The sequence below is a fragment of the Pseudomonas putida genome, from assembly GCF_002906855.1.
GTDB lineage: Bacteria > Pseudomonadota > Gammaproteobacteria > Pseudomonadales > Pseudomonadaceae > Aquipseudomonas > Aquipseudomonas putida_N.
This window is the reverse complement of sequence record NZ_MINI01000028.1, coordinates 1,657,566-1,681,717: the sequence shown is the minus strand read 5'-3', so window position 1 is coordinate 1,681,717 and position 24,152 is coordinate 1,657,566. Positions and strand designations below refer to the sequence as shown.

The 24,152-nt window shown below is 63.8% G+C and carries 25 protein-coding genes and 1 pseudogene; 15 read left to right on the top strand and 11 right to left on the bottom strand.

Annotation, left to right across the window (positions count from 1 at the left end):
* Positions 1-11: 11 nt before the first annotated feature.
* Genes nuoI through nuoN form a run of 6 tightly spaced genes read left to right on the top strand, consistent with a single transcriptional unit; the run spans position 12 to position 6,292 of the window.
* On the top strand, positions 12-560 hold the full coding sequence (nuoI, locus tag BGP85_RS08145) for an NADH-quinone oxidoreductase subunit NuoI (RefSeq protein WP_003251442.1): 549 nt from the start codon (positions 12-14) through the stop codon (positions 558-560).
* Between the two features lie 10 nt (positions 561-570).
* Positions 571-1,071, top strand: a complete 501-nt coding sequence (nuoJ, locus tag BGP85_RS08140) for an NADH-quinone oxidoreductase subunit J (protein WP_027920603.1) — start codon at positions 571-573, stop codon at positions 1,069-1,071.
* 3 nt (positions 1,072-1,074) lie between these two features.
* A complete protein-coding gene (gene nuoK, locus BGP85_RS08135) occupies positions 1,075-1,383 on the top strand; it encodes an NADH-quinone oxidoreductase subunit NuoK (protein WP_008096201.1) in 309 nt (102 codons plus the stop codon).
* On the top strand, positions 1,380-3,233 hold the full coding sequence (gene nuoL, locus BGP85_RS08130; RefSeq protein ID WP_103446706.1) for an NADH-quinone oxidoreductase subunit L: 1,854 nt from the start codon (positions 1,380-1,382) through the stop codon (positions 3,231-3,233). The genes nuoK and nuoL overlap by 4 nt, the downstream gene beginning before the upstream one ends.
* 49 nt (positions 3,234-3,282) lie before the next feature.
* Complete coding sequence (gene nuoM, locus BGP85_RS08125) at positions 3,283-4,815, top strand: NADH-quinone oxidoreductase subunit M (RefSeq protein ID WP_103446705.1); 1,533 nt, start codon at positions 3,283-3,285, stop codon at positions 4,813-4,815.
* Between the two features lie 7 nt (positions 4,816-4,822).
* Positions 4,823-6,292, top strand: a complete 1,470-nt coding sequence (gene nuoN / locus BGP85_RS08120) for an NADH-quinone oxidoreductase subunit NuoN (RefSeq protein ID WP_103446704.1) — start codon at positions 4,823-4,825, stop codon at positions 6,290-6,292.
* 43 nt (positions 6,293-6,335) lie between these two features.
* Here nuoN and BGP85_RS08115 read toward each other — a convergent pair whose 3' ends face one another.
* Positions 6,336-6,641 (bottom strand): ogr/Delta-like zinc finger family protein, encoded by a 306-nt coding sequence (locus BGP85_RS08115; RefSeq protein WP_103446703.1) that lies wholly within the window; start codon positions 6,639-6,641, stop codon positions 6,336-6,338.
* 201 nt (positions 6,642-6,842) lie between these two features.
* Here BGP85_RS08115 and BGP85_RS08110 point away from each other — a divergent pair, with 201 nt between their 5' ends.
* Positions 6,843-7,229 (top strand): helix-turn-helix domain-containing protein, encoded by a 387-nt coding sequence (locus BGP85_RS08110; RefSeq protein ID WP_103446702.1) that lies wholly within the window; start codon positions 6,843-6,845, stop codon positions 7,227-7,229.
* 2 nt (positions 7,230-7,231) lie between these two features.
* On the opposite strand, the gene BGP85_RS08105 is transcribed toward BGP85_RS08110, so the two are convergent.
* From BGP85_RS08105 to BGP85_RS08095, 3 genes are read right to left on the bottom strand one after another with little or no spacing between them, the layout of a single operon-like run.
* On the bottom strand, positions 7,232-7,597 hold the full coding sequence (locus BGP85_RS08105; protein WP_103448227.1) for a hypothetical protein: 366 nt from the start codon (positions 7,595-7,597) through the stop codon (positions 7,232-7,234).
* Complete coding sequence (locus tag BGP85_RS08100) at positions 7,590-7,961, bottom strand: head completion/stabilization protein (protein ID WP_103446701.1); 372 nt, start codon at positions 7,959-7,961, stop codon at positions 7,590-7,592. Before BGP85_RS08100 ends, BGP85_RS08105 begins: the two co-directional genes overlap by 8 nt.
* Before the next feature lie 11 nt (positions 7,962-7,972).
* Positions 7,973-8,218, bottom strand: coding sequence for a helix-turn-helix domain-containing protein (locus BGP85_RS08095; protein ID WP_103446700.1), 246 nt, complete (start codon positions 8,216-8,218; stop codon positions 7,973-7,975).
* Positions 8,219-8,448: 230 nt separating this feature from the next.
* Here BGP85_RS08095 and BGP85_RS08090 point away from each other — a divergent pair, with 230 nt between their 5' ends.
* Entirely contained in the window at positions 8,449-10,512 is a 2,064-nt protein-coding gene (locus tag BGP85_RS08090; protein WP_103446699.1) for a TonB-dependent receptor family protein, read from the top strand.
* A gap of 9 nt (positions 10,513-10,521) precedes the next feature.
* On the opposite strand, the gene BGP85_RS08085 is transcribed toward BGP85_RS08090, so the two are convergent.
* Positions 10,522-11,586: an AI-2E family transporter gene (locus tag BGP85_RS08085; protein WP_103446698.1), complete on the bottom strand. Its 1,065-nt coding sequence runs from the start codon at positions 11,584-11,586 to the stop codon at positions 10,522-10,524.
* A gap of 129 nt (positions 11,587-11,715) precedes the next feature.
* On the opposite strand from BGP85_RS08085, the gene trhP reads away from it, so the two are divergent.
* The 6 genes from trhP (at position 11,716) to BGP85_RS08055 (ending at position 17,648) form a co-directional block, all read left to right on the top strand.
* A complete protein-coding gene (gene trhP, locus BGP85_RS08080; RefSeq protein ID WP_103446697.1) occupies positions 11,716-13,050 on the top strand; it encodes a prephenate-dependent tRNA uridine(34) hydroxylase TrhP in 1,335 nt (444 codons plus the stop codon).
* A 78-nt stretch (positions 13,051-13,128) separates the two neighbouring features.
* A complete protein-coding gene (locus BGP85_RS08075; RefSeq protein ID WP_103446696.1) occupies positions 13,129-14,820 on the top strand; it encodes a copper resistance system multicopper oxidase in 1,692 nt (563 codons plus the stop codon).
* Positions 14,813-15,694, top strand: coding sequence for a copper resistance protein B (locus BGP85_RS08070; protein WP_103446695.1), 882 nt, complete (start codon positions 14,813-14,815; stop codon positions 15,692-15,694). Before BGP85_RS08075 ends, BGP85_RS08070 begins: the two co-directional genes overlap by 8 nt.
* Before the next feature lie 14 nt (positions 15,695-15,708).
* Complete coding sequence (locus BGP85_RS08065) at positions 15,709-16,137, top strand: DUF411 domain-containing protein (RefSeq protein WP_103446694.1); 429 nt, start codon at positions 15,709-15,711, stop codon at positions 16,135-16,137.
* Positions 16,137-16,574, top strand: coding sequence for a YqaA family protein (locus tag BGP85_RS08060; RefSeq protein ID WP_103446693.1), 438 nt, complete (start codon positions 16,137-16,139; stop codon positions 16,572-16,574). The genes BGP85_RS08065 and BGP85_RS08060 overlap by 1 nt, the downstream gene beginning before the upstream one ends.
* A 75-nt stretch (positions 16,575-16,649) precedes the next feature.
* On the top strand, positions 16,650-17,648 hold the full coding sequence (locus BGP85_RS08055) for an alpha/beta fold hydrolase (protein ID WP_103446692.1): 999 nt from the start codon (positions 16,650-16,652) through the stop codon (positions 17,646-17,648).
* Here the strand turns inward: BGP85_RS08055 and BGP85_RS08050 are convergent.
* The 6 genes from BGP85_RS08050 to BGP85_RS08025 all read right to left on the bottom strand — a co-directional run bounded on the left by BGP85_RS08050 (position 17,645) and on the right by BGP85_RS08025 (position 23,137).
* Positions 17,645-18,226: a DinB family protein gene (locus tag BGP85_RS08050; protein WP_103446691.1), complete on the bottom strand. Its 582-nt coding sequence runs from the start codon at positions 18,224-18,226 to the stop codon at positions 17,645-17,647. The two genes, BGP85_RS08055 and BGP85_RS08050, sit on opposite strands and share 4 nt — an antisense overlap.
* A gap of 12 nt (positions 18,227-18,238) precedes the next feature.
* Complete coding sequence (gene zapE, locus BGP85_RS08045; RefSeq protein ID WP_103446690.1) at positions 18,239-19,348, bottom strand: cell division protein ZapE; 1,110 nt, start codon at positions 19,346-19,348, stop codon at positions 18,239-18,241.
* Between the two features lie 76 nt (positions 19,349-19,424).
* Positions 19,425-20,573, bottom strand: a complete 1,149-nt coding sequence (locus BGP85_RS08040) for a PQQ-dependent sugar dehydrogenase (RefSeq protein ID WP_103446689.1) — start codon at positions 20,571-20,573, stop codon at positions 19,425-19,427.
* A gap of 41 nt (positions 20,574-20,614) precedes the next feature.
* Positions 20,615-20,932 (bottom strand): hypothetical protein, encoded by a 318-nt coding sequence (locus BGP85_RS08035; protein WP_103446688.1) that lies wholly within the window; start codon positions 20,930-20,932, stop codon positions 20,615-20,617.
* Positions 20,933-21,069: 137 nt separating this feature from the next.
* Positions 21,070-22,032, bottom strand: coding sequence for an agmatinase (gene speB / locus BGP85_RS08030; RefSeq protein ID WP_103446687.1), 963 nt, complete (start codon positions 22,030-22,032; stop codon positions 21,070-21,072).
* Positions 22,033-22,057: 25 nt separating this feature from the next.
* The gene (locus BGP85_RS08025) at positions 22,058-23,137 is read right to left on the bottom strand and encodes an extracellular solute-binding protein (protein ID WP_103448226.1); all 1,080 of its coding nucleotides are present in this window, start codon (positions 23,135-23,137) and stop codon (positions 22,058-22,060) included.
* A 102-nt stretch (positions 23,138-23,239) separates the two neighbouring features.
* On the opposite strand from BGP85_RS08025, the pseudogene BGP85_RS08020 reads away from it, so the two are divergent.
* Positions 23,240-24,129: pseudogene (locus BGP85_RS08020) on the top strand (LysR family transcriptional regulator).
* The last annotated feature ends 23 nt before the right edge of the window (positions 24,130-24,152 follow it).

Genomic DNA, 24,152 nt, shown 5'->3' with positions numbered 1-24,152 from the left:
GGATTTGACCCATGTTCAAGTATATCGGCGACATCGTTAAGGGCACCGGCACCCAGCTGCGCAGCCTGGCAATGGTGTTCTCCCACGGGTTCCGCAAGCGCGACACCCTGCAGTACCCCGAAGAACCCGTGTACCTGCCGCCGCGCTACCGCGGCCGCATCGTCCTCACCCGCGACCCCGATGGCGAGGAGCGCTGCGTAGCGTGCAACCTCTGCGCGGTGGCCTGCCCGGTCGGCTGCATCTCGCTGCAGAAGGCCGAGACCGAGGACGGCCGCTGGTACCCGGAGTTCTTCCGCATCAACTTCTCGCGCTGCATCTTCTGTGGCCTGTGTGAAGAAGCGTGCCCGACCACCGCGATCCAGCTGACTCCGGATTTCGAAATGGCCGAGTTCAAGCGTCAGGACCTGGTGTACGAGAAAGAAGATCTGCTGATCTCCGGCCCCGGCAAGAACCCTGACTACAACTTCTACCGTGTTGCGGGTATGGCGATCGCTGGCAAGCCGAAGGGCTCTGCACAGAACGAAGCCGAGCCGATCAACGTGAAGAGCTTGCTCCCATAAGGACAGAAAGATGGAATTCGCTTTCTACTTCGCATCCGGGATCGCCGTGGTCTCCACCCTTCGGGTGGTGACCGGCACCAACCCCGTGCACGCCTTGCTGTACTTGATCATCTCGCTGATTTCCGTCGCGATGATCTTCTTCGCCCTGGGTGCGCCGTTCGCCGGCGCCCTGGAAGTGATCGCCTACGCCGGCGCCATCATGGTGCTGTTCGTGTTCGTGGTGATGATGCTCAACCTCGGGCCGGCCTCGGTCGCCCAGGAGCGGGGCTGGCTCAAGCCCGGCATCTGGGCGGGGCCGGTGATCCTGGCCGCCCTGCTGCTGCTGGAGCTGCTGTACGTGCTGTTCGTCTCGCCGAGCGGCGCGGCCATCAGCGGTACCACTGTCAGCCCTAAGGAAGTGGGTATCAGCCTGTTCGGCCCGTACCTGCTGGTGGTCGAACTGGCGTCGATGCTGCTGCTGGCTGCAGCCGTCACCGCCTTCCACCTGGGCCGCAACGAGGCGAAGGAGTAAATCATGGGTGCTATCCCTCTCGAGCATGGTCTGGCAGTCGCCGGCATCCTGTTCTGCTTAGGTCTGGTTGGCCTGATGGTCCGCCGCAACATCCTCTTCGTGCTCATGAGCCTGGAAGTCATGATGAACGCCTCTGCCCTGGCGTTCATCGTCGCCGGTGCCCGTTGGGTCCAGCCCGACGGCCAGGTGATGTTCATTCTGGTGATCAGCCTGGCAGCCGCCGAGGCCAGCATTGGCCTGGCGATCCTGCTGCAGCTGTATCGCCGCTTCCACACTCTCGACATCGATGCTGCCAGTGAGATGCGCGGATGAACCTTCTCTTCCTGACTTTCGTCTTCCCCCTCGTCGGCTTCCTGCTGCTGTCGTTCTCGCGCGGGCGGTTCTCGGAGAACCTGTCCGCCCTGATCGGCGTCGGCTCGGTGGGCCTGTCGGCCGCCACCGCCGCGTACGTCATCTGGCAGTTCAACGTCGCCCCGCCTGAGGGCGGTGCGTACAGCCAGCTGCTGTGGCAGTGGATGTCGGTGGACGGCTTCGCGCCGAACTTCACTCTGTACCTGGACGGCCTGTCGGTCACCATGCTCGGCGTGGTCACCGGTGTCGGCTTCCTGATCCACCTGTTCGCCTCCTGGTACATGCGTGGCGAAGCCGGTTACTCGCGTTTCTTCTCGTACACCAACCTGTTCATCGCCAGCATGCTGTTCCTGATCCTCGGCGATAACCTGCTGTTCATCTACTTCGGCTGGGAAGGTGTGGGCCTGTGCTCGTACCTGTTGATCGGTTTCTACTACAGCAACCGCAACAACGGTAACGCGGCACTCAAGGCATTCATCGTCACCCGCATCGGCGACGTGTTCATGGCCATCGGCCTGTTCATCCTGTTCGCTCAGCTGGGTACCCTGAACGTGCAGGAACTGCTGGTGCTGGCACCGCAGAAGTTCCAGGCTGGCGACACCTGGATGGTACTGGCAACCCTGATGCTGCTCGGTGGCGCGGTCGGCAAGTCGGCTCAGCTGCCGCTGCAGACCTGGCTGGCCGATGCGATGGCAGGCCCGACCCCGGTTTCGGCACTGATCCACGCGGCAACCATGGTGACCGCGGGCGTGTACCTGATCGCCCGTACCAACGGCCTGTTCCTGCTGGCGCCGGACATCCTGCACCTGGTGGGTGTGGTGGGTGGCGTGACCCTGGTACTGGCCGGCTTCGCCGCGCTGGTACAGACCGACATCAAGCGTATCCTCGCCTACTCGACCATGAGCCAGATCGGCTACATGTTCCTGGCCCTGGGCGTTGGCGCCTGGGACGCGGCGATCTTCCACCTGATGACCCACGCCTTCTTCAAGGCCCTGCTGTTCCTTGCCTCCGGTGCGGTGATCGTTGCCTGCCACCACGAGCAGAACATCTTCAAGATGGGCGGCCTGTGGAAGAAACTGCCACTGGCCTACGCCAGCTTCGTGGTCGGTGGCGCTGCCTTGGCAGCCCTGCCGATCGTGACCGTGGGCTTCTACTCCAAGGACGAGATCCTCTGGGAAGCCTTCGCCAGCGGCAACACCGGCCTGCTGTACGCCGGCCTGGTCGGCGCGTTCATGACCTCGCTGTACACCTTCCGCCTGATCTTCATCGCCTTCCATGGCGAAGCCAAGACCGAAGCCCACGCTGGCCACGGCATCAGCCACTGGCTGCCGCTGGGCGTGCTGATCGTGCTGTCGACCTTCGTCGGCGCCTGGATCACCCCGCCACTGGCCGGTGTGCTGCCGGAAAGCGCCGGCCATGCCGGTGGTGAAGCCAAGCACGCGTTGGAGATCACCTCCGGTGCCATCGCCATCGCTGGCATCCTGCTGTCGGCCCTGCTGTTCCTCGGCAAGCGCCGCTTCGTCAGCGCCGTGGCCAACAGCGGCATCGGTCGCGTGCTGTCGGCCTGGTGGTTCGCCGCCTGGGGCTTCGACTGGATCTACGACAAGCTGTTCGTCAAACCTTACCTGCTGATCAGCCACGTCCTGCGCAAGGATCCGGTTGACCGCAGCATTGGCCTGATTCCTCGCCTGGCTCGCGGCGGCAACGTCGCCATGAGCAAGACCGAGACCGGCCAGCTGCGCTGGTACACCGCTTCGATTGCCGTTGGCGCAGTGCTGGTACTCGGCGCTGTGGTAGTGGCAGCGGTATGACCATGAACTTTGCGAACCTTGCGACTCTGCGAAAGGAAACCAACCCGTCATGATTTTGCCTTGGCTGATCCTGATCCCCTTCATCGGCGGCCTGCTGTGCTGGCTGGGTGAGCGCTTCGGCGCCACCCTGCCGCGCTGGATCGCGCTGCTGACCATGTCCCTGCTGCTCGGCATCGGCCTCTGGCTGTGGGCCCACGGCGACTACACCCTGGCCCCTGCCCCGGGCGCCGAACCCCACTGGGCGGTGGAATACAAAGTCCAGTGGATCCAGCGCTTCGGCATCAGCATCCACCTGGCCCTCGACGGCCTGTCGCTGCTGATGATCCTGCTCACCGGCCTGCTCGGCGTGCTGTCGGTCCTGTGCTCCTGGAAAGAGATCCAGCGCCACGTCGGCTTCTTCCACCTCAACCTGATGTGGATCCTCGGCGGCGTGGTCGGTGTGTTCCTGGCCCTGGACCTGTTCCTGTTCTTCTTCTTCTGGGAAATGATGCTGGTGCCGATGTACTTCCTCATCGCGCTCTGGGGTCACAGCTCGGCAGACGGCAAGAAGACCCGGATCTACGCGGCGACCAAGTTCTTCATCTTCACCCAGGCCAGCGGCCTGATCATGCTGGTGGCGATCCTGGGCCTGGTGCTGGTCAACTACAGCAACACTGGCGTGATCACCTTCAACTACAGCGACCTGCTCAAGGCACAGCTGCCAGCCGGTACCGAGTACCTGCTGATGCTGGGCTTCTTCATCGCCTTCGCGGTGAAGTTGCCGGTGGTACCGTTCCACTCCTGGCTGCCTGACGCTCACGCCCAGGCACCGACCGCAGGCTCCGTGGACCTGGCCGGTATCTTGCTGAAGACCGCGGCCTACGGCCTGCTGCGCTTCGCCCTGCCGCTGTTCCCGAACGCCTCGGCCGAGTTTGCGCCGATCGCCATGACCCTGGGCCTGATCGGCATCTTCTACGGTGCCTTCCTGGCCTTCGCGCAGACCGACATCAAGCGCCTGATCGCCTTCTCCAGCGTCTCGCACATGGGCTTCGTGCTGATCGGTATCTACTCCGGCAGCCAGCAAGCCCTGCAAGGCGCGGTGATCCAGATGCTGGCCCACGGCCTGTCGGCTGCCGCGCTGTTCATCCTGTCCGGCCAGCTGTACGAGCGCCTGCACACCCGTGACATGCGCCAGATGGGCGGCCTGTGGCACCGCATCGCCTACCTGCCGGCCATCAGCCTGTTCTTCGCCGCGGCGTCGCTGGGCCTGCCAGGCACCGGCAACTTCGTCGGCGAGTTCCTGATCCTGATCGGCAGCTTCGTGCATGTACCGTGGATCACCGTGATCGCCACCACCGGCCTGGTGTTCGGCTCGGTGTACTCGCTGATCATGATCCACCGCGCCTACTTCGGCCCGGCCAAGGCCGACACCGTGCTGGCCGGCATGGACGGTCGCGAGCTGATCATGGTCCTCGGCCTTGCCGGGCTGCTGATCCTGCTGGGCGTGTATCCACAGCCGTTCCTCGACACCTCTGCCGCCACCATGAGTGGTGTGCAGCAGTGGCTCGGTTCCGCTTTCACTCAACTCGCTTCGGCCCGGTAAGAGCGCTATGGAATTCACCACTCAACACTTCATCGCATTGGCGCCGATGCTGATCACTACCATCACCACGGTGGTGGTGATGCTGGCGATCGCCTGGAAGCGCAACCACTCGCAGACCTTCCTGCTGTCCACCGTGGGCCTGAACCTGGCCCTGCTGTCGATCCTGCCGGCGCTGAAGGTTGCGCCATTGGCGGTGACCTCGCTGGTCACCATCGACAAGTTCGCCTGCCTTTACATGGCGATCATCCTGGTCGCCACGCTGGCTTGCGTCACCCTCGCCCACGCCTACCTCGGCGAAGGCTCCAAGGGCTTCCCGGGCAACCGTGAAGAGCTGTACCTGCTGCTGCTGATGTCCGCCCTTGGTGGCCTGGTGCTGGTCAGCGCCAATCACCTGGCCGGCCTGTTCATCGGCCTGGAGCTGCTGTCGGTACCGGTCTATGGCCTGGTGGCATATGCCTTCTTCAACAAGCGTTCGCTGGAAGCCGGCATCAAGTACATGGTGCTGTCGGCCGCAGGTTCCGCCTTCCTGCTGTTCGGCATGGCCCTGCTCTACGCCGACGCTGGCAGCCTGACCTTCGACCAGTTGGGCAAGGCCTTGGCCGCCACCAGCATGCCAAGCCTGCTGGCCCAGCTGGGCCTGGGCATGATGCTGGTCGGCCTGGCCTTCAAGCTGTCGCTGGTACCGTTCCACCTGTGGACCCCGGACGTGTACGAAGGCGCCCCGGCGCCGGTCGCAGCGTTCCTGGCCACCGCCAGCAAGGTTGCCGTGTTCGCCGTGGTCGTGCGCCTGTTCATGCTCTCCCCTGCCGCCAGCAGCGGCGTGCTGAGCACTGTCCTGGCCGTGATCGCCGTGGCATCGATCCTGATCGGTAACCTGCTGGCGCTGACCCAGAGCAACCTCAAGCGCCTGCTCGGTTACTCGTCCATCGCCCACTTCGGCTATCTTGTCATCGCCCTGGTCGCCAGCAAGGGCCTGGCCCTGGAAGCCATGGGCGTGTACCTGGTCACCTACGTGATCACCAGCCTTGGCGCCTTCGGTGTCATCACCCTGATGTCCTCGCCTTACGGCGGCCGTGACGCCGACGCGCTGTACGAGTACCGCGGCCTGTTCTGGCGCCGCCCGTACCTGACCGCAGTACTGACCGTGATGATGCTGTCGTTGGCGGGCATCCCGCTGACCGCCGGCTTCATCGGCAAGTTCTACATCATCGCCACCGGCGTCGAGTCGCAGCTGTGGTGGTTGGTCGGTGCCCTGGTGATCGGTAGCGCCATCGGTGTCTACTACTACCTGCGCGTCATGGTCACCCTGTACCTGGTCGAGCCAAACCTGCGTCGCCACGACGCCCCGTTGAAGTGGGAACAGCGCACCGGCGGCGTGATGCTGCTGGCCATCGCCATTCTCGCCTTCGTCCTGGGCGTGTACCCGCAGCCACTGCTGGAAATGGTCCAGCACGCTGGCCTGCAACTGCTTGGCTGATCACAGCTGAAAAACAAACACCCCGCACATGCGGGGTGTTTTTTTATCTGCGTTTGGTGGCCGCTTCGATGGGTTTTCCCAGCCCTGGGCCATCCGGCGAGCCTTCATTGCGCGCCAGCACAGCAGATTTGCGCAGTTCCTTGCTAGCCGAAGGCAAATGCACTTCCGGGTTGGGCATGCCACTGGGCGAAAGTTCGTGGGTCATTTCAAATTCCGCCCTCACCGACCAGCCACAGGCCTCATTGATACATTGCAAGTAGGCAACGCGCAGGAATATATGCCGACCTTCACTGGTGCGAATGCGCATCCGGCTGTTGCAGTGGGGGCAGACAAGCTTGTAGGTACTCACGCAAGGCACCTGCGCGTGTTGCTTGACCCACCAGGCTGTAAGAAAAGCCCGCAACTGGCTTGAGCTTCGGCTACGGTGTTAGAAAGGTTTTTCATCATATTACTTCTCATGCCAAGATATCTCCTCAAATCAAATGGCAAATATTCATATAGAGTATTTTAAGCCCAGGGAATGTTGCTAAACCAGTCATGGATATTTGTTATGAGTAGCCACTTGTTCGCATCGGTGCTGGCACGCCTCAAGCTACTGACCGGCTCAGATACGGACGTTCAGCTGGCAAGGGCGCTGAAAGTCAGCCCGCAGACCTTGAGCAGCTGGAAGGTACGCGACAGCATTCCATACTCACTTTGCGTAGATCTCGCCCGACAGCACGGCTGTTCGCTGGATTGGTTGTTACTAGGTGAGCGCAATGACAGCCGTGCGGTGGGAAGCCAGGACAGCTGGCAGAACGACCTGCTCGGACGGTTGTGCGAGCTTTCCCATTCAGACCGCCAGTCGGTGCTGCTCTACATCGAAGACAAGCAACGTATCCGTCAGCTCGAGCGGCAATTGCAGGAGCTGACCAAACACGCCTCTGCGGCACACTAAAATCAGCCCCCCCGGCGGCGCCAGCGCTGGATGAGCTCGCGCAGGTCCACCGAGTCCAGCCAGACCAGTACCTTCAGGGTAATCGGGATAACCACTACCGCAGCTGCGAACGCGGCCATGCCGCGGGACAGCATTGGCGCCAACGCGTGCAGCAGCGGCTCGAACAGATAACCGACCCCCAGGGTCAGGAACACCAGCAGCACCTGCTTGCGGCCAGACAGGCGCCTGCGCGAAACGATGATGAAGCGGTCCCGGGCGGCGCTTACCAGCAACGCCCCCAATAGCGCACCGAACAACGCCCGGCCCTCGGTATCGAGCAATTCGTAGAAGGCGGCAATGGCTGCCTCCATCAGGTAGGGCTCATTCATGTGCAGTGCCTCCGCCAGCAGCCGGCCCGGCATGCAGGCCTCGCCTTACCGCAGCCGCGATGAAGTACCGATAACAGATTGACAGCGCCCTGCCGTTGGCATGCCCGGCCACCTCTTCAAGCCGCCGGTGACCACGGCGACGCAATGCGATACGCCAGCTTGCGAATTCCCTGGCGGCATCGATGGCGGCGCAGCGCACGGCCAATGCAAGGCGTGCCTCACTGACCTCTTCGCCAAGCTGCAGGCGTTCACGTAGCACGCTCAGTTCGATGCGCGGCCAGAAGGGGTCGTGACAATCAGGAAACCGTGAGGCATTGAACGAAGACTCGGTCCGTGATTGCGGGGTTATGATTTCTGCACGCATGTCGCTCCTCTTTACTCGGCCAGCATGCCGTAGCGGATGGCTTTGATGACGGCTGCGACGCGGGTGGGAACATCGAACTTGCGCAGCAGGTTGGAAATGTGAAAGTTCACCGTCGACTCTTTGCACTGCAGAATCTGACCAATTTCCCATGAGGTCTTGCCGTAGGCGCACCACAACAGCACTTGCTGTTCACGTGGTGTCAGGTGAATCGGCGCATCGGTATGGCTTTCAGGTGTCCGTCGCAGGTTGGTTTCCATCACTGAGTTCCCCAAGTAGTCGCCAGATTGGGCAGCGCGGAGTGCTGCCGCCTATGGAGCCACCTTACGGACGCCAGCCGTGCCTGCTCCAGCGATGCAACTTGTAAAGAACCGTCTTACACATCCGTCCAACACGAACTACACAGGAAAATTTCTTATCGCCGTGCTTCGATCGGCTTTTCGCGCGTCACAACGCCGTTGCCCGTCCGCCTATCGCCTGGAGTTGTACGATGCGTCCCGTTTTACCCCTCTCGTCTTACCTTGGTCTGCTGGCCCTCTTCACCGTCAGCCAGCAAGCCACGGCAGCGCCCGCCGTCGAACTGGGCCAGGTACTGATCAACGACGAGGAGCAAAGCGAACTGGACGACGCCCGCGAACGCCTGCGAGCAGTGCCGGGTGCCACCAACCTGGTGGACATGCAACGTGTCGGGCAAGGCCGGGTCGCCAGCAACCAGGATGTGCTGGCCTACCAGCCCGGCGTGTTCGCGCAGTCGGCGGGTAATGATGGCATCAAGCTGTCGATTCGCGGCTCGGGCATCAACCGTGCGCCGGGTGCCCATGGTTCCGGGGTCTACACGATGTTCGACGGCCTGCCTCTGACCGGCCCGGGTGGTACGCCTTACGAACTGTTCGAACCCCTGTGGCTGAGCCGTGCCGAAGTGCTGCGCGGGGCCAACGGTTTCGATCAGGGCTCGCTGGCCCTGGGCGGGGCCATCAACTACGTGACCCACACCGGCTACGATGCCGCGCCGCTGCAGGTGCGCTATGAGGCCGGCAGCCGCGGCTACCAGCACCGGCAGATCAGCTCCGGGCAGGTGCTGGGCAACCTCGACTACTACGTGGCCCTTACCGACTCGGAGTACGACGGCTATCAGGAGCACAGCAGCGGCAGCTCGAAAGGCATTGCCGCCAATGTCGGCTACCGCTTCAACCCGAAACTGGAAACGCGCTTCTACCTGCGTTATCGGGAAACCGAAAACGAGCTGGCCGGGCGTTTGACCAAGGAGCAGATCAAGCACGATCCACGCGCCGCCAACCCAAGCTACCTGTCGCGCAATGACAGCCGCCCGCAACCCGGCAGCACCTGGGTGGGCAACAAGACCACCTTCTTCCTCGATGACGATTCGCGGCTGGAGGCCGGGCTGGTCTATCACGACTACCCGATGGACCTGCGCGAAGGCCCGATGCGCCTCAAGGTGGCCTACACCGATGTCAGCGGCACGCTGAACTACTTCCGGCGTGACACCCTGTTCGGCCATGAGAGCAAGACCACCCTGGGCTGGCGCACCACCAAACACCTGCCCAACAGTGGCGCCTCGCAGTTCTCGCGGATCAACGATATGGTCGGCGCACGTACGCGCGACTTCAGTTACCAGGGTTCGGACACGGTATTGCATGCCGGTAATGACCTGGAACTGATCCCGAACCTGTGGCTGACCACGGGTCTGGCAATGATCTACACCCGTCGGGAAAGCGATGTCACTTACCCGGCCAGTGGTGGCAAGGTCAGCCAGCATGATTGGGACTATGCACCACGTCTGGGTCTGCGCTACGACATTCGCCCGGACCTTCAGGTCTACGGCAATCTCAGCCGCTCGGTGGAGCCACCGCACCCGTGGTCGTTGGTCTGGAGTGCGCCGGTAAACAACCAGCCCATGAAGATGCAGAATCAGACCGCCACCACGCTGGAACTGGGCGCCCGCGGCGACTCGGCGCTGGGGCACTGGGACTTGGCCTGGTACTACTCGCAGGTACGTCACGAACTGCTCAACGTGGAAGTCGTGCAAGGCTTGCCATTCAAGGAGTTCAATGCCAGCCCTACCGTGCACCAAGGCGTCGAGGCCGGGCTGGACAGCATCCTCTGGGCGCAACCCGGCACTGGCAAGCTGAGCCTGCGCCAGGCCTACACCTTCAGCGACTTCCACTACCGCGACGACGATAAATTCGGCGACAACCGCCTGCCCGGTATCCCCATGCACTACTACCAGGCGGAGTTGCGCTACGACTGGCCGAGCGGGTTCTACGCCGGGGTCAACACGCAGATGGCGTCGAAGGTCCAGGTCGACTACGCCAACAGCTACCACGCCAACGAATATGCCCTGCTTGGCGCGCGCCTGGGCTGGGATTCGCCGAAGCAGGACTGGCAGACTTGGCTGGACCTGCGCAACCTGACCAACAAGCGCTACGCGGCGACCGTGACCCCGGGGTACAACGATGCCGGGCAGGACGTTGCCCGCTCGACACCGGGCGAAGGCTTTGGCGTCTATGCCGGGGTTTCGTACAGCTTCCGTTGACCGAACGCCTCAGGACGGTAACTGCACCTGAGGTTTGGTCGCGGCGAAAATTGCCCAGCTGGAAACGAACAACGCCGCGATCAACGGCCCGATCACGAAGCCGTTGAGCCCGAATACCGCCAGCCCGCCCAGGGTGGACACCAGGATCAGGTAATCGGGCATCCGCGTGTCCTTGCCCACCAGGATCGGTCGCAACAGGTTGTCCACCAAGCCGATCACCAGTATGCCGAATGCCGTCAGGATCACCCCCGGCAGAATCGCCCCAGTCAGCAGGAAATACGCCGCCACCGGCGCCCAGACGATCCCCGCCCCCACCGCCGGCAGCAGCGACAGGAACGCCATCAGCACCGCCCAGACCAGCGCACTGGGGATATCCAGCACCCAGAAGATGAAACCTCCCAGCGCACCCTGGGTGATGGCCACCAGCACATTGCCCTTGACCGTGGCCCGCACCACCCGGTTGAACTTCAATTGCAGGCGGCGCTTCTGGTGTTCCGGCAGCGGCACGGCAAGGCGTACCCGGCGCGCCACGTCGGCCCCCTCGCGCAGGAAGAAGAACAGCAGGTACATCATGATGCCGAAGCTCACCAGGAACTCGAAGGTACCCTGGCCAAAGTTGAACGCCTGGCTGGCCAGCACCTGGCTGCCCTGGGTAGCCCACTTGGTGATCTTGTCGCGCAGCCCATCCAGGTTGCCCATGCCCATGCGGTCCAGGCCGTGCTGGGCAAAGGCCGGGAGCATGTCCTTGCCGTGCTCGACGTAGCTGGCGATGTCCAGCTGCCCGCTCTCGATGCGCTGGTACAGCGCGGCGCCTTCCTGCACCAGCAAGGCACTGGTGATGATCACCGGCAGCACCGCCACCAGCAGGCATACCAGCACGGTGCAGAACGCCGCCAGGTTGCGGCGGCGGCCAAAGCGCATCAGCAAGTGACGCTGCAACGGCGCAAACAGGATGCCGAGGATTACCGCCCAGAAGATCGCGCCGTAATACGGCAGCAGGATCCACACGAAGGCAAGGGTGACCAGTGCCAAGAGTACTGCCAGGGCTTTGTTCTGCAGAGCATCGTGGTTCATGGCGACTCCTCGGGTGTCATGGTTATTAGTGCACACCACCTGCGCAAAAGTGCCACCCTGGTGTTGATTCAAATCAATACCTCGGCCTCGGTCAGCATTTAGCATCCGCGCCTTTGCCCCGGTGCGCCTATGACCCTACTTGCCAAGCCCGAACTGCTTGCCCCCGCCGGCAGTCTCAAGACCATGCGCTATGCCTTCGCCTACGGTGCCGACGCGGTCTATGCCGGCCAGCCGCGCTATAGCCTGCGGGTACGCAACAATGAGTTCGACCACGCCAACCTGGCGCTGGGCATCAGCGAGGCACATGCCCAGGGCAAGCGCTTCTATGTGGTGGTCAACATCGCGCCGCACAACGCCAAGCTGAAGACCTTCCTCAAGGACCTGGCACCGGTGATCGCGATGGCGCCCGATGCGCTGATCATGTCCGACCCTGGATTGATCATGCTGGTGCGCCAGCATTTTCCGCAGATGCCGGTACACTTGTCGGTGCAGGCCAATACGGTGAACTGGGCCAGCGTGCAGTTCTGGCAGCAACTGGGCCTGAGCCGGGTGATTCTGTCGCGCGAGCTGTCGCTGGAGGAGATCGAGGAAATCCGCCAGCACGTGCCGGACATGGAGCTGGAAGTGTTCGTCCACGGCGCACTGTGCATGGCCTACTCCGGGCGCTGCCTGCTGTCCGGCTACCTCAACAAACGCGATGCCAACCAGGGCACCTGTACCAATGCCTGCCGCTGGAAATACGAGGCCACGCCGGCCACGGAAGACGCCACCGGAGACATCGTTCGCGAGGTCGAGCCGACCCTGGGCCCTGGCGCCCCCACCGAGCAGGTGTTCCTGCTGCAGGAAAGCAATCGCCCAGGCAGCGAGATGCCGGCCTTCGAGGACGAGCATGGCACCTACATCATGAACGCCAAGGACCTGCGCGCCATCCAGCACGTCGAGCGCCTGGCCGCCATGGGCGTGCACTCGCTGAAGATCGAAGGCCGTACCAAGTCGCATTTCTACTGCGCCCGGGCGGTCCAGTCATACCGCAAGGCCATCGACGACGCTGCGGCCGGGAGGCCGTTCGACCTGGCCCTGATGGACAACCTCGAATCGCTGGCGCAACGGGGATACACCGAAGGTTTCCTGCGCCGCCATGTACACGATGAGTACCAGAACTACCTGCGCGGCAACTCGTTGTCCGAGCGCCAGCAGTTCGTCGGCGAACTGACAGGGGTGCGCGTCGACGGTCTGGCCGAGGTCAAGGTGAAAAACCGCTTCGCCTTGGGTGACCACCTGGAATTGATGACCCCGCGTGGCAACTACCACTTCGACCTGCACCGTCTGTTCGACCGCCAACAGCACGCCATCGAGGTGGCGCCCGGCGACGGCCACGTGGTGTACCTGCCGATTCCCGAGCAGGTTGCGCTGGAGTACGGCCTGCTGATGCGTGACCTGGGCAACGCTGAACAGGCTGCCTGACACCGCTGTAATCTGCGCCTCAGCCAGCTGACAGGTGCAACAGGTGAGGATCGTGGCTCCCCCGCATGAGGCCACGCCATGTTGCGCAACCCTACCCGCCGCACCTTCGTCAAAGGCCTGGGCGCCGCCACCACACTGGCCGGTCTGGGCCTGTGGCGACCGCAGGCCCAGGCCAGCGATGGCCGCGAACTGGCCGGCCAGCACTTCGAGCTGTTCATTGGCCAGATGCCGGTCAACATCACTGGCCGGCCACGTACCGCGCTGACCATCAATGGCAGCCTGCCCGGCCCGCTACTGCGTTGGCGCGAAGGTGACACGGTGACCCTGCGCGTGCGCAACCGCCTTGACCAGGACACCTCGATCCACTGGCACGGCATCCTCCTGCCGGCCAACATGGACGGCGTACCGGGCCTGAGCTTCGCCGGCATCGCGCCGGGCGGCGATTACCTCTACCAATTTACCCTGCGCCAGAGCGGCACCTACTGGTACCACAGCCATTCCGGTCTGCAGGAGCAGGCCGGGGTATATGGCGCGATCGTCATCGAGCCGCGCGAGCCCGAACCGCATAGCTACCAGCGCGACCATGTACTGCTGTTCAGCGACTGGTCCGACCAGGCACCCGAAGCGTTGCTCGCGACCCTGAAGAAGCAGTCTGACGCCTTCAACTACCACAAGCGCACGCTCGGCGATTTTGTCACCGACGTCGCCGACAAGGGTTGGGGCAGTACCGTCGATGAGCGCCTGGCCTGGGCACGCATGCGCATGAGCCCGACCGACCTCGCCGACATCAGCGCCGCCAGCTACACCTACCTGCTCAACGGCCAGCCGCCTGACGGCAATTTCACCTGCCTGTTCCAACCCGGCGAAACCGTGCGCCTGCGCCTGATCAACGCGTCGGCCATGACCTACTTCGATTTCCGCATTCCGGGCCTCACGCTGACCGTGATCGCCGCCGACGGCCTGCCAGTGACGCCGGTAACCGTGGATGAACTGCGTATCGCGGTGGCCGAAACTTACGACGTGCTGGTGACCGTTGGCGACCAGCCCGCCTATACCCTGTTTGCCCAGAGCATGGATCGCAGCGGCTATGCCCGCGGCACCCTGGCCCGTGCCATGGGCCTGCAGGCCGTGGTGCCAGCGCCTGACCCGCGTCCCGTGCTGAGCATGGCCGACATGGGCCACGGCAACATGGCCGCGATGGACCACAGCGCCATGGGCGACATGGACCACGGCAGCATGAGCAGCATGCAGGACCACCCCGACAGCGAAACCGGCAACCCGCTGGTCGACATGCAGACCATGGTACCCCGCGCCAACCTGGACGACCCTGGCATCGGCCTGCGCGGCAATGGCCGCCGGGTGCTGACCTATGCCGACCTGCGCAGCCCCTATCCCGACCCGGATGGCCGCGAGCCTTCGCGGGATATCGAACTGCACCTGACCGGGCATATGGAGCGCTTCGCCTGGTCGTTCGACGGGGTCAAGTTCAGCGATGCCGCGCCGTTGCGCCTGACCTACGGCGAGCGGGTGCGCATCACCCTGGTCAACGACACCATGATGACCCACCCCATCCACCTGCACGGCATGTGGAGCGACCTGGAGGACGAACACGGGCGCTTTCAGGTGCGCAAGCACACGGTCGACATGCCGCCCGGCAGCCGCCGCAGTTACCGGGTCACGGTCGACGCCCTGGGCCGCTGGGCCTACCACTGCCACCTGCTCTACCACATGGAGACCGGCATGTTCCGCGAGGTACGGGTCGATGAATGAGAACAGCAACCGGCGCCTGGTCACGGGTGTCGCCCTGGCCGCGCTGCTGGCAAGCGAACGGGCCATGGCCGCCAGCGCGGAGCACATGGACCATGGCGCCATGCCGATGGAGCACGGTCAGATGAGCCATGGCCAGATACAACATGCCAGCATACCGGGCCAACCGCTCACACCGCTCCCCGTGCTGACCGACGCCGACCGCCAGGCCGCCTTCCCGCCCCTGCCAGGCCATCAGGTACATGATCGCGCACTCAACTGGGCGGTGATCGTCGACCAACTGGAATACCAGGATTTCGAAAGCAGCAGCGCCCTCAAGTGGAATGCCACGGCGTGGGTCGGTGGCGACATTGATCGCCTGTGGCTACGCACCGAGGGCGAACGGCAACAAGGCAAGACCCACAAGGCAGAGTTGCAGGCGCTGTGGGGCCACGCGCTCAGCCCATGGTGGGAGCTGGTAGGCGGCCTGCGTCAGGACTTCAAGCCGGCCAGCGGGCAGGTCTGGGCCGCCTTCGGCATCCAGGGTACACCGCTGTATGGACTGGAACTGGAAGCCACCGCCTATGCCGGCGAGCGACAACAGAGCGCACTGCGCCTGGAGGCCGCTTACGCTATCCTGCTGACCAACCGCTGGATCCTCGAGCCGAACCTGGAAGCCAACTTCTACGGCCGCAACGATGCCGGCCACGAACAGGGCACCGGGCTTGCCGACAGCGAAGTCGGCCTGCGCCTGCGCTACGAAATCAGCCGGGGCTTCGCGCCCTATGTCGGGGTAAGCTTCGAGCGCCTGCACGGCAACCGCGCCGACCAGGCCCGTGAAGACGGCGATGACCTCGGTCAGACCCGTCTGGTGGCAGGCATACGCCTGCGTTTCTAAGGAGTTGTTCGACCATGCTGCGTAAACACCTGATCACCTTCGGCCTGCTGGCCATTACCGGCCTGGCTCAGGCTGGCGAAACCATCGATGTCTATCGCGACCCCAACTGTGGCTGCTGCAAGGCCTGGATCAGCCACCTGCGCGACAACGGTTTCAGCGTCAACGACCACGTCGAGCCGAACATGAGCGCCGTTAAGCAGCGCCTGGGCGTGGCGCCGCGCCTGGCGTCGTGCCACACCGGGATGATCGACGGCAAGTTCGTCGAAGGCCATGTGCCTGCCGAACAGGTGCGATTGCTAGCCAAGCGCAGCGACCTCAAGGGCCTGGCCGTCCCGGGCATGCCCATGGGGTCGCCCGGCATGGAAATGGGTGAGCACAAGGATGCCTATCAGGTCGTCGGCGTGACCCAGGATGGCCAGGACACCGTGATCGCCAGCTACTGATGTTGAGCCTCTGGGCGCTGTTTTTCAGCGCTTTCGGTGCCGCCACCCTGCTGCCGCTGCAATCGGAAGCGGTGCTAGTCGGCCTGCTGCTGCGCGAGCCCGAAGCCTGGCTGACCTTGCTGCTGGTGGCCACCCTGGGCAATGTGCTCGGGTCGGTGGTCAACTGGCTGCTCGGCCGGGCCATCGAGCACCTGCGCGACAAGCGCTGGTTCCCCTTCAGCGCCAGCCAGCTGGAACGCGCGCAACAGCGCTACCAGCGGTGGGGGCAATGGTCGCTCCTGCTGAGCTGGATGCCGGTGATCGGCGATCCACTGACCCTGATTGCCGGCATCATGCGGGAACCGTTCTGGCGCTTTCTGCTGCTGGTGACCCTGGCCAAGGGCGGGCGCTATATCGTCGTAGCGATGATTACCCTGGGCTGGTTTCATGCTTGGTAACACCTTTAGCGTTTAAGGTGGTCCACTGACTGCTACAGTCGCCAATTCCTACATGGTCCTACACGGAGTGCCCCCATGCTGCGCGCAACCGCCCTGGCCCTGGCCTGCCTCGTCGGCCCCCCCGCCATCGCTGCCGAGTCGCCCACCTACGGCAAACAGCTCGAAGGCTTCACCTACCCTCACCCACTCAAGCATTTCGACTTCCAGTCCCAGGGCCAGCACCTGCAGATGGGCTACATGGATGTGCCGGCCCAGGGCCAGGCCAATGGCCGCAGCGTGGTGCTGATGCACGGCAAGAACTTCTGCGCCGCCACCTGGGAGACCACCATCGACGCTTTGAGCCAGGCGGGCTACCGGGTGATTGCCGCGGACCAGATCGGCTTCTGCACCTCGAGCAAGCCGGCCCAGTACCAGTACAGCTTCCAGCAACTGGCGGTGAATACCCACGCCCTGCTCGAACAGCTGGGCGTCAAGCAGGCCATCGTGCTCGGCCACTCTACCGGCGGCATGCTCGCGACCCGCTACGCGCTGATGTACCCGCAGCAGGTCGAGCGCCTGGCGATGGTCAACCCGATCGGCCTGGAAGACTGGAAAGCCCTGGGAGTGCCCTACCGCACGGTGGACCAGTGGTATGCCCGTGAGCTCAAGCTCGATGCCGAAGGCGTGCGCGAATATGAACGCAAGACCTACTACGCGGGGCGCTGGAAGCCTGATTACGAGCGTTGGGTGCAGATGCTGGTAGGCCTGAACAAGGGGCCGGGGCATGAGGCGGTGGCGTGGAACTCGGCGCTGATCTACGACATGATCTTCACCCAGCCGGTGTATCACGAGTTCAAGGACCTGAAGATGCCGACCCTGCTGCTGATCGGCGATCAGGACACAACGGCGATCGGCAGCGACATCGCCCCGCCTGAAGTGAAGGCCAAACTGGGCAAGTACAAGGAACTCGGGCCACAGGTGGCCAAGCTGATTCCACAGGGCAAACTGGTGACCTTCGAGGGCATGGGGCATGCGCCGCAGATCGAGGAACCACGGCGCTTCAACCGCACGCTGGTGGAGTGGCTCGGCCGCTAACCCTTCCAGACCTGCGATTCGCTCCAGCCGAGTTCGGCAAAGTCCAGCGCCCGCAGGTCGGCTTCCTCCTCACAGAAAAACTCATCCAGTTGCGGCGGCCTTACCGCCGTATCACTGAGCATCGCATGGACCTGCCCACGGTGATGGATCTGGTGCTCGAACAGGTGCGCCAGCAAGCGCAGTCGCTGTTCGCGCTGGATCCGTTCGGGCCGCACGATACTCACGTAGCGCCCCAGTTGGTCGTCCTGCAACAGGCTGCAATAGGCGATCAGCCGGTGGTCGGCCTGGGCCTGCTCGGCATGCAGGTCGGTGCAGGTGGCGAACGGTTGCTCCGGCTCGAAGAAGCGCTCGCCATCCGGGTTCGGCGCTTCACCGCGCTGTTCGCACTCGAGCATGTCCAGATAGAACCAGTCCACCGTCAGCAGGTGATTGAGGGTGGCCTTGATCGAGGGGAAGAAGCTGCAACGGGGGGCGACGAACTCGTCGTGGGTCAGTTGCAGGCAGGCCTTGTACAAGCGGTGGTTGGCCCAGCCATTGTTGTAGGCCTGGGTCAGCAGATGATGCGACAGCGGCTCCATGGTTTGGCTCCTTCAGGCGAAGCGTTGCAGCTGCATCTCCCGTAGCCGGCTCAGGGTCCGTTGGTACGGGAACGCCAGATACCCTTGAGTGTAGAGCGCATCGAGCGGAACCTGCGCCTCCAGGTACAGGGCCACCCGGCGGTCGTAGCATTCGTCCACCAGGGCGATGAAGCGGCGCACGGCGTCATCCTTGGGTGACAACATAGGCAGTTCGCGATCACCTGCCGCGACACGCGCTGCGCCATCTTCGGTGCCACGGGCGATGCGCCCGGCCCGCTGTTCACCGCCCAGGGCCGGGATACCCTCGACCAGGATTGCCGGGAATTGATCGCACAAGGCCATGAACTCCATGGCGGCCAACGGCCGTTCGCAGAGCTCGGTAAAGTGGCACCAGACGGCCTGGGTGCTGCTGCGGATCACCTGGATCTGCCGCGTACCGATGAGCAGGGGTGCGTTGCTGCCGGGGTCATCCGGGCTGAGCTGCTGGAAGACGGCTTCAAGCGCCCCGCTCTTGCTCCCCGCTTCGGCCACCCAGTAACGCTGGCGCTGTACGCCCGGGTGCAGGCGATGATCCTGCTCGCCGGCCACCGCAAGCACCTGCATGTGCCGTTCGATGGCACTGATGGCCGGCAGAAAACGCTCGCGATTGAAGCCATCGCGGTACAGCTGTTGCGGTGGCTGGTTGGAGGTGGCGACCACCACGACGCCGTGATCGAACAGCACCTGGAACAGGCGACCGAGGATGATCGCATCGCCAATGTCGCTGACGAACAGTTCGTCGAAGCACAGCACGCGGATCTGCCCGGCCAGTTCCCGTGCCAGCGCCTTCAAAGGGTCGGCAGTGCCGTTGAGCTGGAACAGGCGCTGGTGGACCCAGGCCATGAAATGGTGAAAGTGCTGGCGCTGGGACGGGACGTTCAGGCAGCGGTGGAACAGGTCCATGAGCCAGGTCTTGCCGCGACCGACCGGGCCCCAGAGGTACAGGCCCTGAGGGGTATGGCCATGCTCCAGGGCTTCGAAACAGGTTTGCAGGGCCATCACGGCCTGGGCCTGAGCCGGGTCCTGGGCGAAGCCTTGTTCAGTGAGAGCCTGATGATAGAGGGACTGCGGATCGAGGGGCATGGTAGCTGGCTTGGCCTGTTAGAGCTCCATTGTCTGCACTGGCCCTTTCGCGGGCAAGTGCAGGCAAAAAGCTTTTTCAGCCCTCGCTCAACCCCACCTTCAGTAACTCCCCATCCTTGGCATCGGTCAGCACATACAGGTAGCCATCCGGCCCAACCCGCACATCACGGATGCGCGCCTTCAAGTCACCCAGCAAGCGCTCTTCATGGACGATCTTGTCGCCTTCGAGTTGCAGACGGATCAGCTCCTGGGTCGCCAGCGCGCCAACGAACAGGTTGTGATCCCAGGCCTTGAAGGTCGGGCTGTCATAGAAGGCCATGCCGCTGATGCCGGGCGACTTCTCCCAGACATGGTGCGGGTCGACCATGCCGTCGACATGCTTGCCCTTGGCCTCGGGGATGGGCATCAGCGAATAGTTGATACCGTGGGTTGCGATTGGCCAGCCATAGTTCTTGCCAGGCTCCGGGATGTTGATCTCGTCGCCGCCGCGCGGGCCGTGTTCATGGGTCCAGAGCTTGCCAGTCCAGGGGTTGAGCGCCGCGCCCTGTTGGTTGCGGTGGCCGAACGACCAGATTTCCGGGCGCACATCCTGCTTGCCAACGAAGGGGTTGTCCTTCGGTATTACACCGTCGGGCAAGATTCGTACGACCTTGCCCTGCAGCTTGTCCAGATCCTGGGCGGTTGAGCGCTGGTTGTTCTCGCCCAGGGCGATGAACAGGAAACCGTCGCGGTCGAACACCAGCCGCGAGCCGAAGTGATTGCCTTCGGAAAGCTTGGGTTGCTGGCGGAAGATCACATTGAAGTTTTCCAGCCGGGCGCGGTCCTCGGACAGCTGGCCACGGCCCACCGCTGTGCCGGCCTTGCCATCACTGCCCTCCTCGGCGTACGACAGGTACACCGTGCGATCCTCGGCGAACCCAGGGGACAACACCACATCGAGCAGGCCGCCCTGGCCTTCGGCCCAGACCTTGGGCACGCCGCTGATGGGCGGGCCGACCTTGCCCTCGGCGCTCACCACGCGCAGGTTGCCGGGGCGCTCGGTGACCAGCATGTCCTTGCCACCCGGCAGGAAAGCCAGCGCCCAAGGGTTGCGCAGGCCATCCGCCACGGTGCTGACCGTGAGTTGCCCCTCCTCGCTGGGAAATTGCTGCTCGGGGGCGGCATGGGCCAGCAGCGGCAACAGTGCAGCGGCGGTCAGAGTTGTCAGCCAGTGGGTTCGGGTCATGCAGGATTCCTTTCTATGGGGTCGCGCTATGGGCTATTGGGTCAGGGCACACGCTGGCTATCACGCGAAGGCCGCGTCGGCTCCAGGTTGGGCGCCTGCTGCTGGCGGCGCAGGTTGTCGCCATTGCCGATACCGCGGTTGTCCAGGCTTGGCGTGCGGTAGATGGGCTGGGTGGACGGGCCGCGAACAGGCGCAGTGGCCGGCATGCTGCCCTGGCGACTGTTGGGGTTGGCACGCTGGATCGGGCTGTTGTAGGGGTTGTTGTCACTGGCGGCGAGCTGCAAGGGCTGTGCAGGCGCTGCCTGCAGCGGCAAGCCCAGCGTCAAGCCGATGATCAAGGTTGGCAATGTGAGTTTCATGCTTCACCTCCTGTACGAAAAAGCGCGCCTTGGGCACTTGGATAGCCTAAGGCGCGAAGGGTTCGCGGCAAAAGTGTGAATGCGATTCCTGATGTTTCAGTATGGGCCTGATGGCGCAGTGCATCAGGCCCGCCTGATCACCGGGCGGCATCGACCTTGTGCCGTGCCGCGTACAGGCACAACATCTCCATGGCCAGGGTGGCGCCGGCTAGCGCGGTGATATCGGCGTGGTCATAGGCCGGCGCCACTTCCACCAGGTCCATGCCCACCAGGTTGATGCCGCGCAGGCCACCGAGGATCTCCAGCGCCTGCACCGTGCTCAAGCCGCCACATACCGGGGTACCGGTGCCGGGTGCATAGGCTGGGTCGAGGCAGTCGATGTCGAACGTCAGGTACACCGGCCGGTCGCCGACCCGCTGGCGGATCGCGGCGATGATCGCTTCGGTGCCCTGGCGGTGCACCTGCCGGGCATCGAGAATGGCGAAGCCCTGGCTGTCGTCATTGGTGGTGCGCAGGCCGACCTGCACCGAGCAGGACGGATCGACCAGGCCCTCGCGGGCGGCATGCCAGAACATGGTGCCATGGTCGATACGGCCCTCTTCGTCTGGCCAGGTGTCGCTGTGCGCATCGAAATGGATCAGCGCCAGCGGGCCATGGCGCCGGGCATGGGCCTTGAGCAGCGGGTAGCTGATGAAATGGTCCCCGCCCAGTGTGAGCATGGCGCAGCCGGCTTCAAGAATGTGCTCGGCGTGGGCCTCGATGCTGTCGGGTACCGACTGCGGAGTGCCGCTGTCGAAGGCGCAGTCGCCATAGTCGATCACTGCCAGGTGGTCGAACGGATCGAATGCCCACGGCCAGTGGCGTGCCCAGGCCTGCTGTACCGAGGCGGCACGGATCGCACGCGGCCCGAAACGCGCGCCGGGGCGGTTGCTGGTGGCGGTGTCGAACGGCACGCCGCTGACCACCACATCCACCCCGCGCAAATCGCGGCTATAGCGGCGACGGGAGAAACTGGTGATACCGGCGTAGGTACTTTCCGCTGCGGTACCGTACAGGCTGTCGCGAGTCATGGCCTGGTCGTTGTTCTGGGCTTGTTCCACGGTTGGGCTCCTTTATGGTTATCGGTTACTGGCGGCTGCGGAAGGCCGTCCACAGCCGGTTGCGCTGGCGCAGGTCGGACAGCGCCATGCTGCGGTCGGCATACAGGCGCTCACGCACCTCGGCAGGGGGGTAGATGTCCGGGTCGTTGCGCACGGCGTCATCCACCAACGGTGTGGCCGCCTGGTTGGCATTGGCGAAGAACAGCGTATTGGTGAGCGCTGCCACCGACTCCGGTTTCAACATGAACGCGATGAACGTACGGGCAGCTTCCGGGTGCGGGGCGTCCTTGGGAATGACCAGGTTGTCCTGCCACACCAGGGTGCCTTCACGGGGGATGCGGTAGATCAGCTCGAACGGCTTGCCGGCGCGGCGCGCCTGATCGGCGGCCATGGCCGCATCACCGTTGTAGGTCAGCGCCAGGCACACGCTGCCGTTGGCCAGGTCGCTGATCTGTCGGCCATTGGCGACGTAGCTGATCGACGGTTGCAGCTGGTTCAGCAGGTTCTGCGCTGCCGCGAGGTCGGCCTTGTCCTGGCTGTAAGGGTCCTTGCCGAGGTAGTTGAGGGCAACGCCGATCACTTCCTGCGGCGAGTCTGGCATGGCGATGCCGCACTCCTTGAGGCGGCTGGCGTACTCGGGTTTGAACAGCAGGTCTAGGCTGTCCAGCGGCACATCGCCCAGGCGCTGGCGCACCGCCTCGACATTCACACCAAGGCCCAGGGTGCCCCAGGTATAGGGCACCGCGTAACGGTTGCCTGGGTCAGCCTCGGCCAGCTTGGCCAGCAGGTCCTTGTCGAGGTTGGAGTAGCCGGGCATGCCTTGCGCATCGATCGGTTGCAGAGCATTCGCCTTCAGTGCCCGGGCCAGTACGGTGGCGGACGGCACGACCACGTCGTAGCCGCTGCGGCCGGTGAGCAGCTTGGTTTCGAGGACTTCGGTGGTGTCGAAGGTGTCGTAGCGCACCTTGTAGCCGGTTTCCTTTTCGAAGCGCTGGAGGGTTTCCGGGGCGACATAGTCGGCCCAGCTGTAGAGATTGACGACCTTTTCTTCGGCCTGCAGCGGCAGGGCCAGGATCAGGGACAACAGGCACAGCGATCGACGCATGACGGGCACCTCGGCAAATGGGTGGATGCCGCCAGCATGCCAGCCGGGTAACATTGCAAGAATGGCAAGTTTGCAAAGCTGACATTCATCGGGAGCAATGTGATGCTCGGACAACTGCACGACCCCGACCTGCACCTGCTGCGGCTGTTCGTCACTGTAGTAGAGGCCGGCGGCTTCAGTGCCGCCCAAGGTGTACTGGGCCTGAGCCAACCCACCATCAGCCAGCGCATGGCGCAGCTGGAAACGCGCCTCGGCTACCGCCTGTGCAGCCGCGGCAACGGCGGCTTTCGCCTGACCGACAAGGGTGAGTTGCTGCTGGAGGCGGCCCGAGGCCTGTTGCTGAACATCGAGTTGTTCCGCCAACAGGCCAACGGCGTGGCCGGGAGACTGCTGGGGACGGTGCGGGTGGGCATGGCTGAGAACCAGGATGCTGCCGTGAGCCTGCGCCTGGCGTCGGCCATTTCACGCTTTCGTGGCCGCGAGGAAGCGGTGCAGCTGGAGCTGATCAGCGCACCACCGGCGGAGCTGGAGCGGCTGCTGCTGGAGCAACGGCTGGACTTCGCCATCAGCTACTTTCCGGCAACCAGGCGGCGTTTGACTACCAGCCTTTGTTCGAGGAGCGCCAGCGGTTGTACTGCGGCAAGGGGCATGCGCTGTTCGATGCGGCCGAGGTGACCCATGAGCAGTTGCTGGAGGCGGATCAGGTCCGGCATCCCTATCGCTTCCTCAAGGGCGGCGAGCCGTTCCAAAGCCGACGTAGCATGGCGGTGGCGGAGCAGATCGAGAGCGTGCTGACGTTCATTCTGTCAGGGCGGCATATTGGCTATCTGCCGTATCACTGTGCGGCGAGTTGGGAGGCACAGGGGGAGTTGCGGGCGCTGGATCCGGGGCTGGATTTCGTGGTGCCCTTCACCTTGGCCCGGCATCGGGTACAGGTGCCTGGGGAGGCGCAGGCGGCATTTGTAGAGGATTTGCTGACAGCGTTCTCCTGACACGGCCTCTTCGCGGGACAAGC

Bases quoted from the DNA above. Each gene is read 5' to 3' on its own strand.
- nuoI (WP_003251442.1), top strand. From the start codon at position 12: ATGTTCAAGTATATCGGCGACATCGTTAAGGGCACCGGCACCCAGCTG.
- nuoJ (WP_027920603.1), top strand. From the start codon at position 571: ATGGAATTCGCTTTCTACTTCGCATCCGGGATCGCCGTGGTCTCCACC.
- nuoK (WP_008096201.1), top strand. From the start codon at position 1,075: ATGGGTGCTATCCCTCTCGAGCATGGTCTGGCAGTCGCCGGCATCCTG.
- nuoL (WP_103446706.1), top strand. From the start codon at position 1,380: ATGAACCTTCTCTTCCTGACTTTCGTCTTCCCCCTCGTCGGCTTCCTG.
- nuoM (WP_103446705.1), top strand. From the start codon at position 3,283: ATGATTTTGCCTTGGCTGATCCTGATCCCCTTCATCGGCGGCCTGCTG.
- nuoN (WP_103446704.1), top strand. From the start codon at position 4,823: ATGGAATTCACCACTCAACACTTCATCGCATTGGCGCCGATGCTGATC.
- BGP85_RS08110 (WP_103446702.1), top strand. From the start codon at position 6,843: ATGAGTAGCCACTTGTTCGCATCGGTGCTGGCACGCCTCAAGCTACTG.
- BGP85_RS08105 (WP_103448227.1), bottom strand. From the start codon at position 7,597: ATGAATGAGCCCTACCTGATGGAGGCAGCCATTGCCGCCTTCTACGAA.
- BGP85_RS08100 (WP_103446701.1), bottom strand. From the start codon at position 7,961: ATGCGTGCAGAAATCATAACCCCGCAATCACGGACCGAGTCTTCGTTC.
- BGP85_RS08095 (WP_103446700.1), bottom strand. From the start codon at position 8,218: ATGGAAACCAACCTGCGACGGACACCTGAAAGCCATACCGATGCGCCG.
- BGP85_RS08090 (WP_103446699.1), top strand. From the start codon at position 8,449: ATGCGTCCCGTTTTACCCCTCTCGTCTTACCTTGGTCTGCTGGCCCTC.
- BGP85_RS08085 (WP_103446698.1), bottom strand. From the start codon at position 11,586: ATGAACCACGATGCTCTGCAGAACAAAGCCCTGGCAGTACTCTTGGCA.
- trhP (WP_103446697.1), top strand. From the start codon at position 11,716: ATGACCCTACTTGCCAAGCCCGAACTGCTTGCCCCCGCCGGCAGTCTC.
- BGP85_RS08075 (WP_103446696.1), top strand. From the start codon at position 13,129: ATGTTGCGCAACCCTACCCGCCGCACCTTCGTCAAAGGCCTGGGCGCC.
- BGP85_RS08070 (WP_103446695.1), top strand. From the start codon at position 14,813: ATGAATGAGAACAGCAACCGGCGCCTGGTCACGGGTGTCGCCCTGGCC.
- BGP85_RS08065 (WP_103446694.1), top strand. From the start codon at position 15,709: ATGCTGCGTAAACACCTGATCACCTTCGGCCTGCTGGCCATTACCGGC.
- BGP85_RS08060 (WP_103446693.1), top strand. From the start codon at position 16,137: ATGTTGAGCCTCTGGGCGCTGTTTTTCAGCGCTTTCGGTGCCGCCACC.
- BGP85_RS08055 (WP_103446692.1), top strand. From the start codon at position 16,650: ATGCTGCGCGCAACCGCCCTGGCCCTGGCCTGCCTCGTCGGCCCCCCC.
- BGP85_RS08050 (WP_103446691.1), bottom strand. From the start codon at position 18,226: ATGGAGCCGCTGTCGCATCATCTGCTGACCCAGGCCTACAACAATGGC.
- zapE (WP_103446690.1), bottom strand. From the start codon at position 19,348: ATGCCCCTCGATCCGCAGTCCCTCTATCATCAGGCTCTCACTGAACAA.
- BGP85_RS08040 (WP_103446689.1), bottom strand. From the start codon at position 20,573: ATGACCCGAACCCACTGGCTGACAACTCTGACCGCCGCTGCACTGTTG.
- BGP85_RS08035 (WP_103446688.1), bottom strand. From the start codon at position 20,932: ATGAAACTCACATTGCCAACCTTGATCATCGGCTTGACGCTGGGCTTG.
- BGP85_RS08025 (WP_103448226.1), bottom strand. From the start codon at position 23,137: ATGCGTCGATCGCTGTGCCTGTTGTCCCTGATCCTGGCCCTGCCGCTG.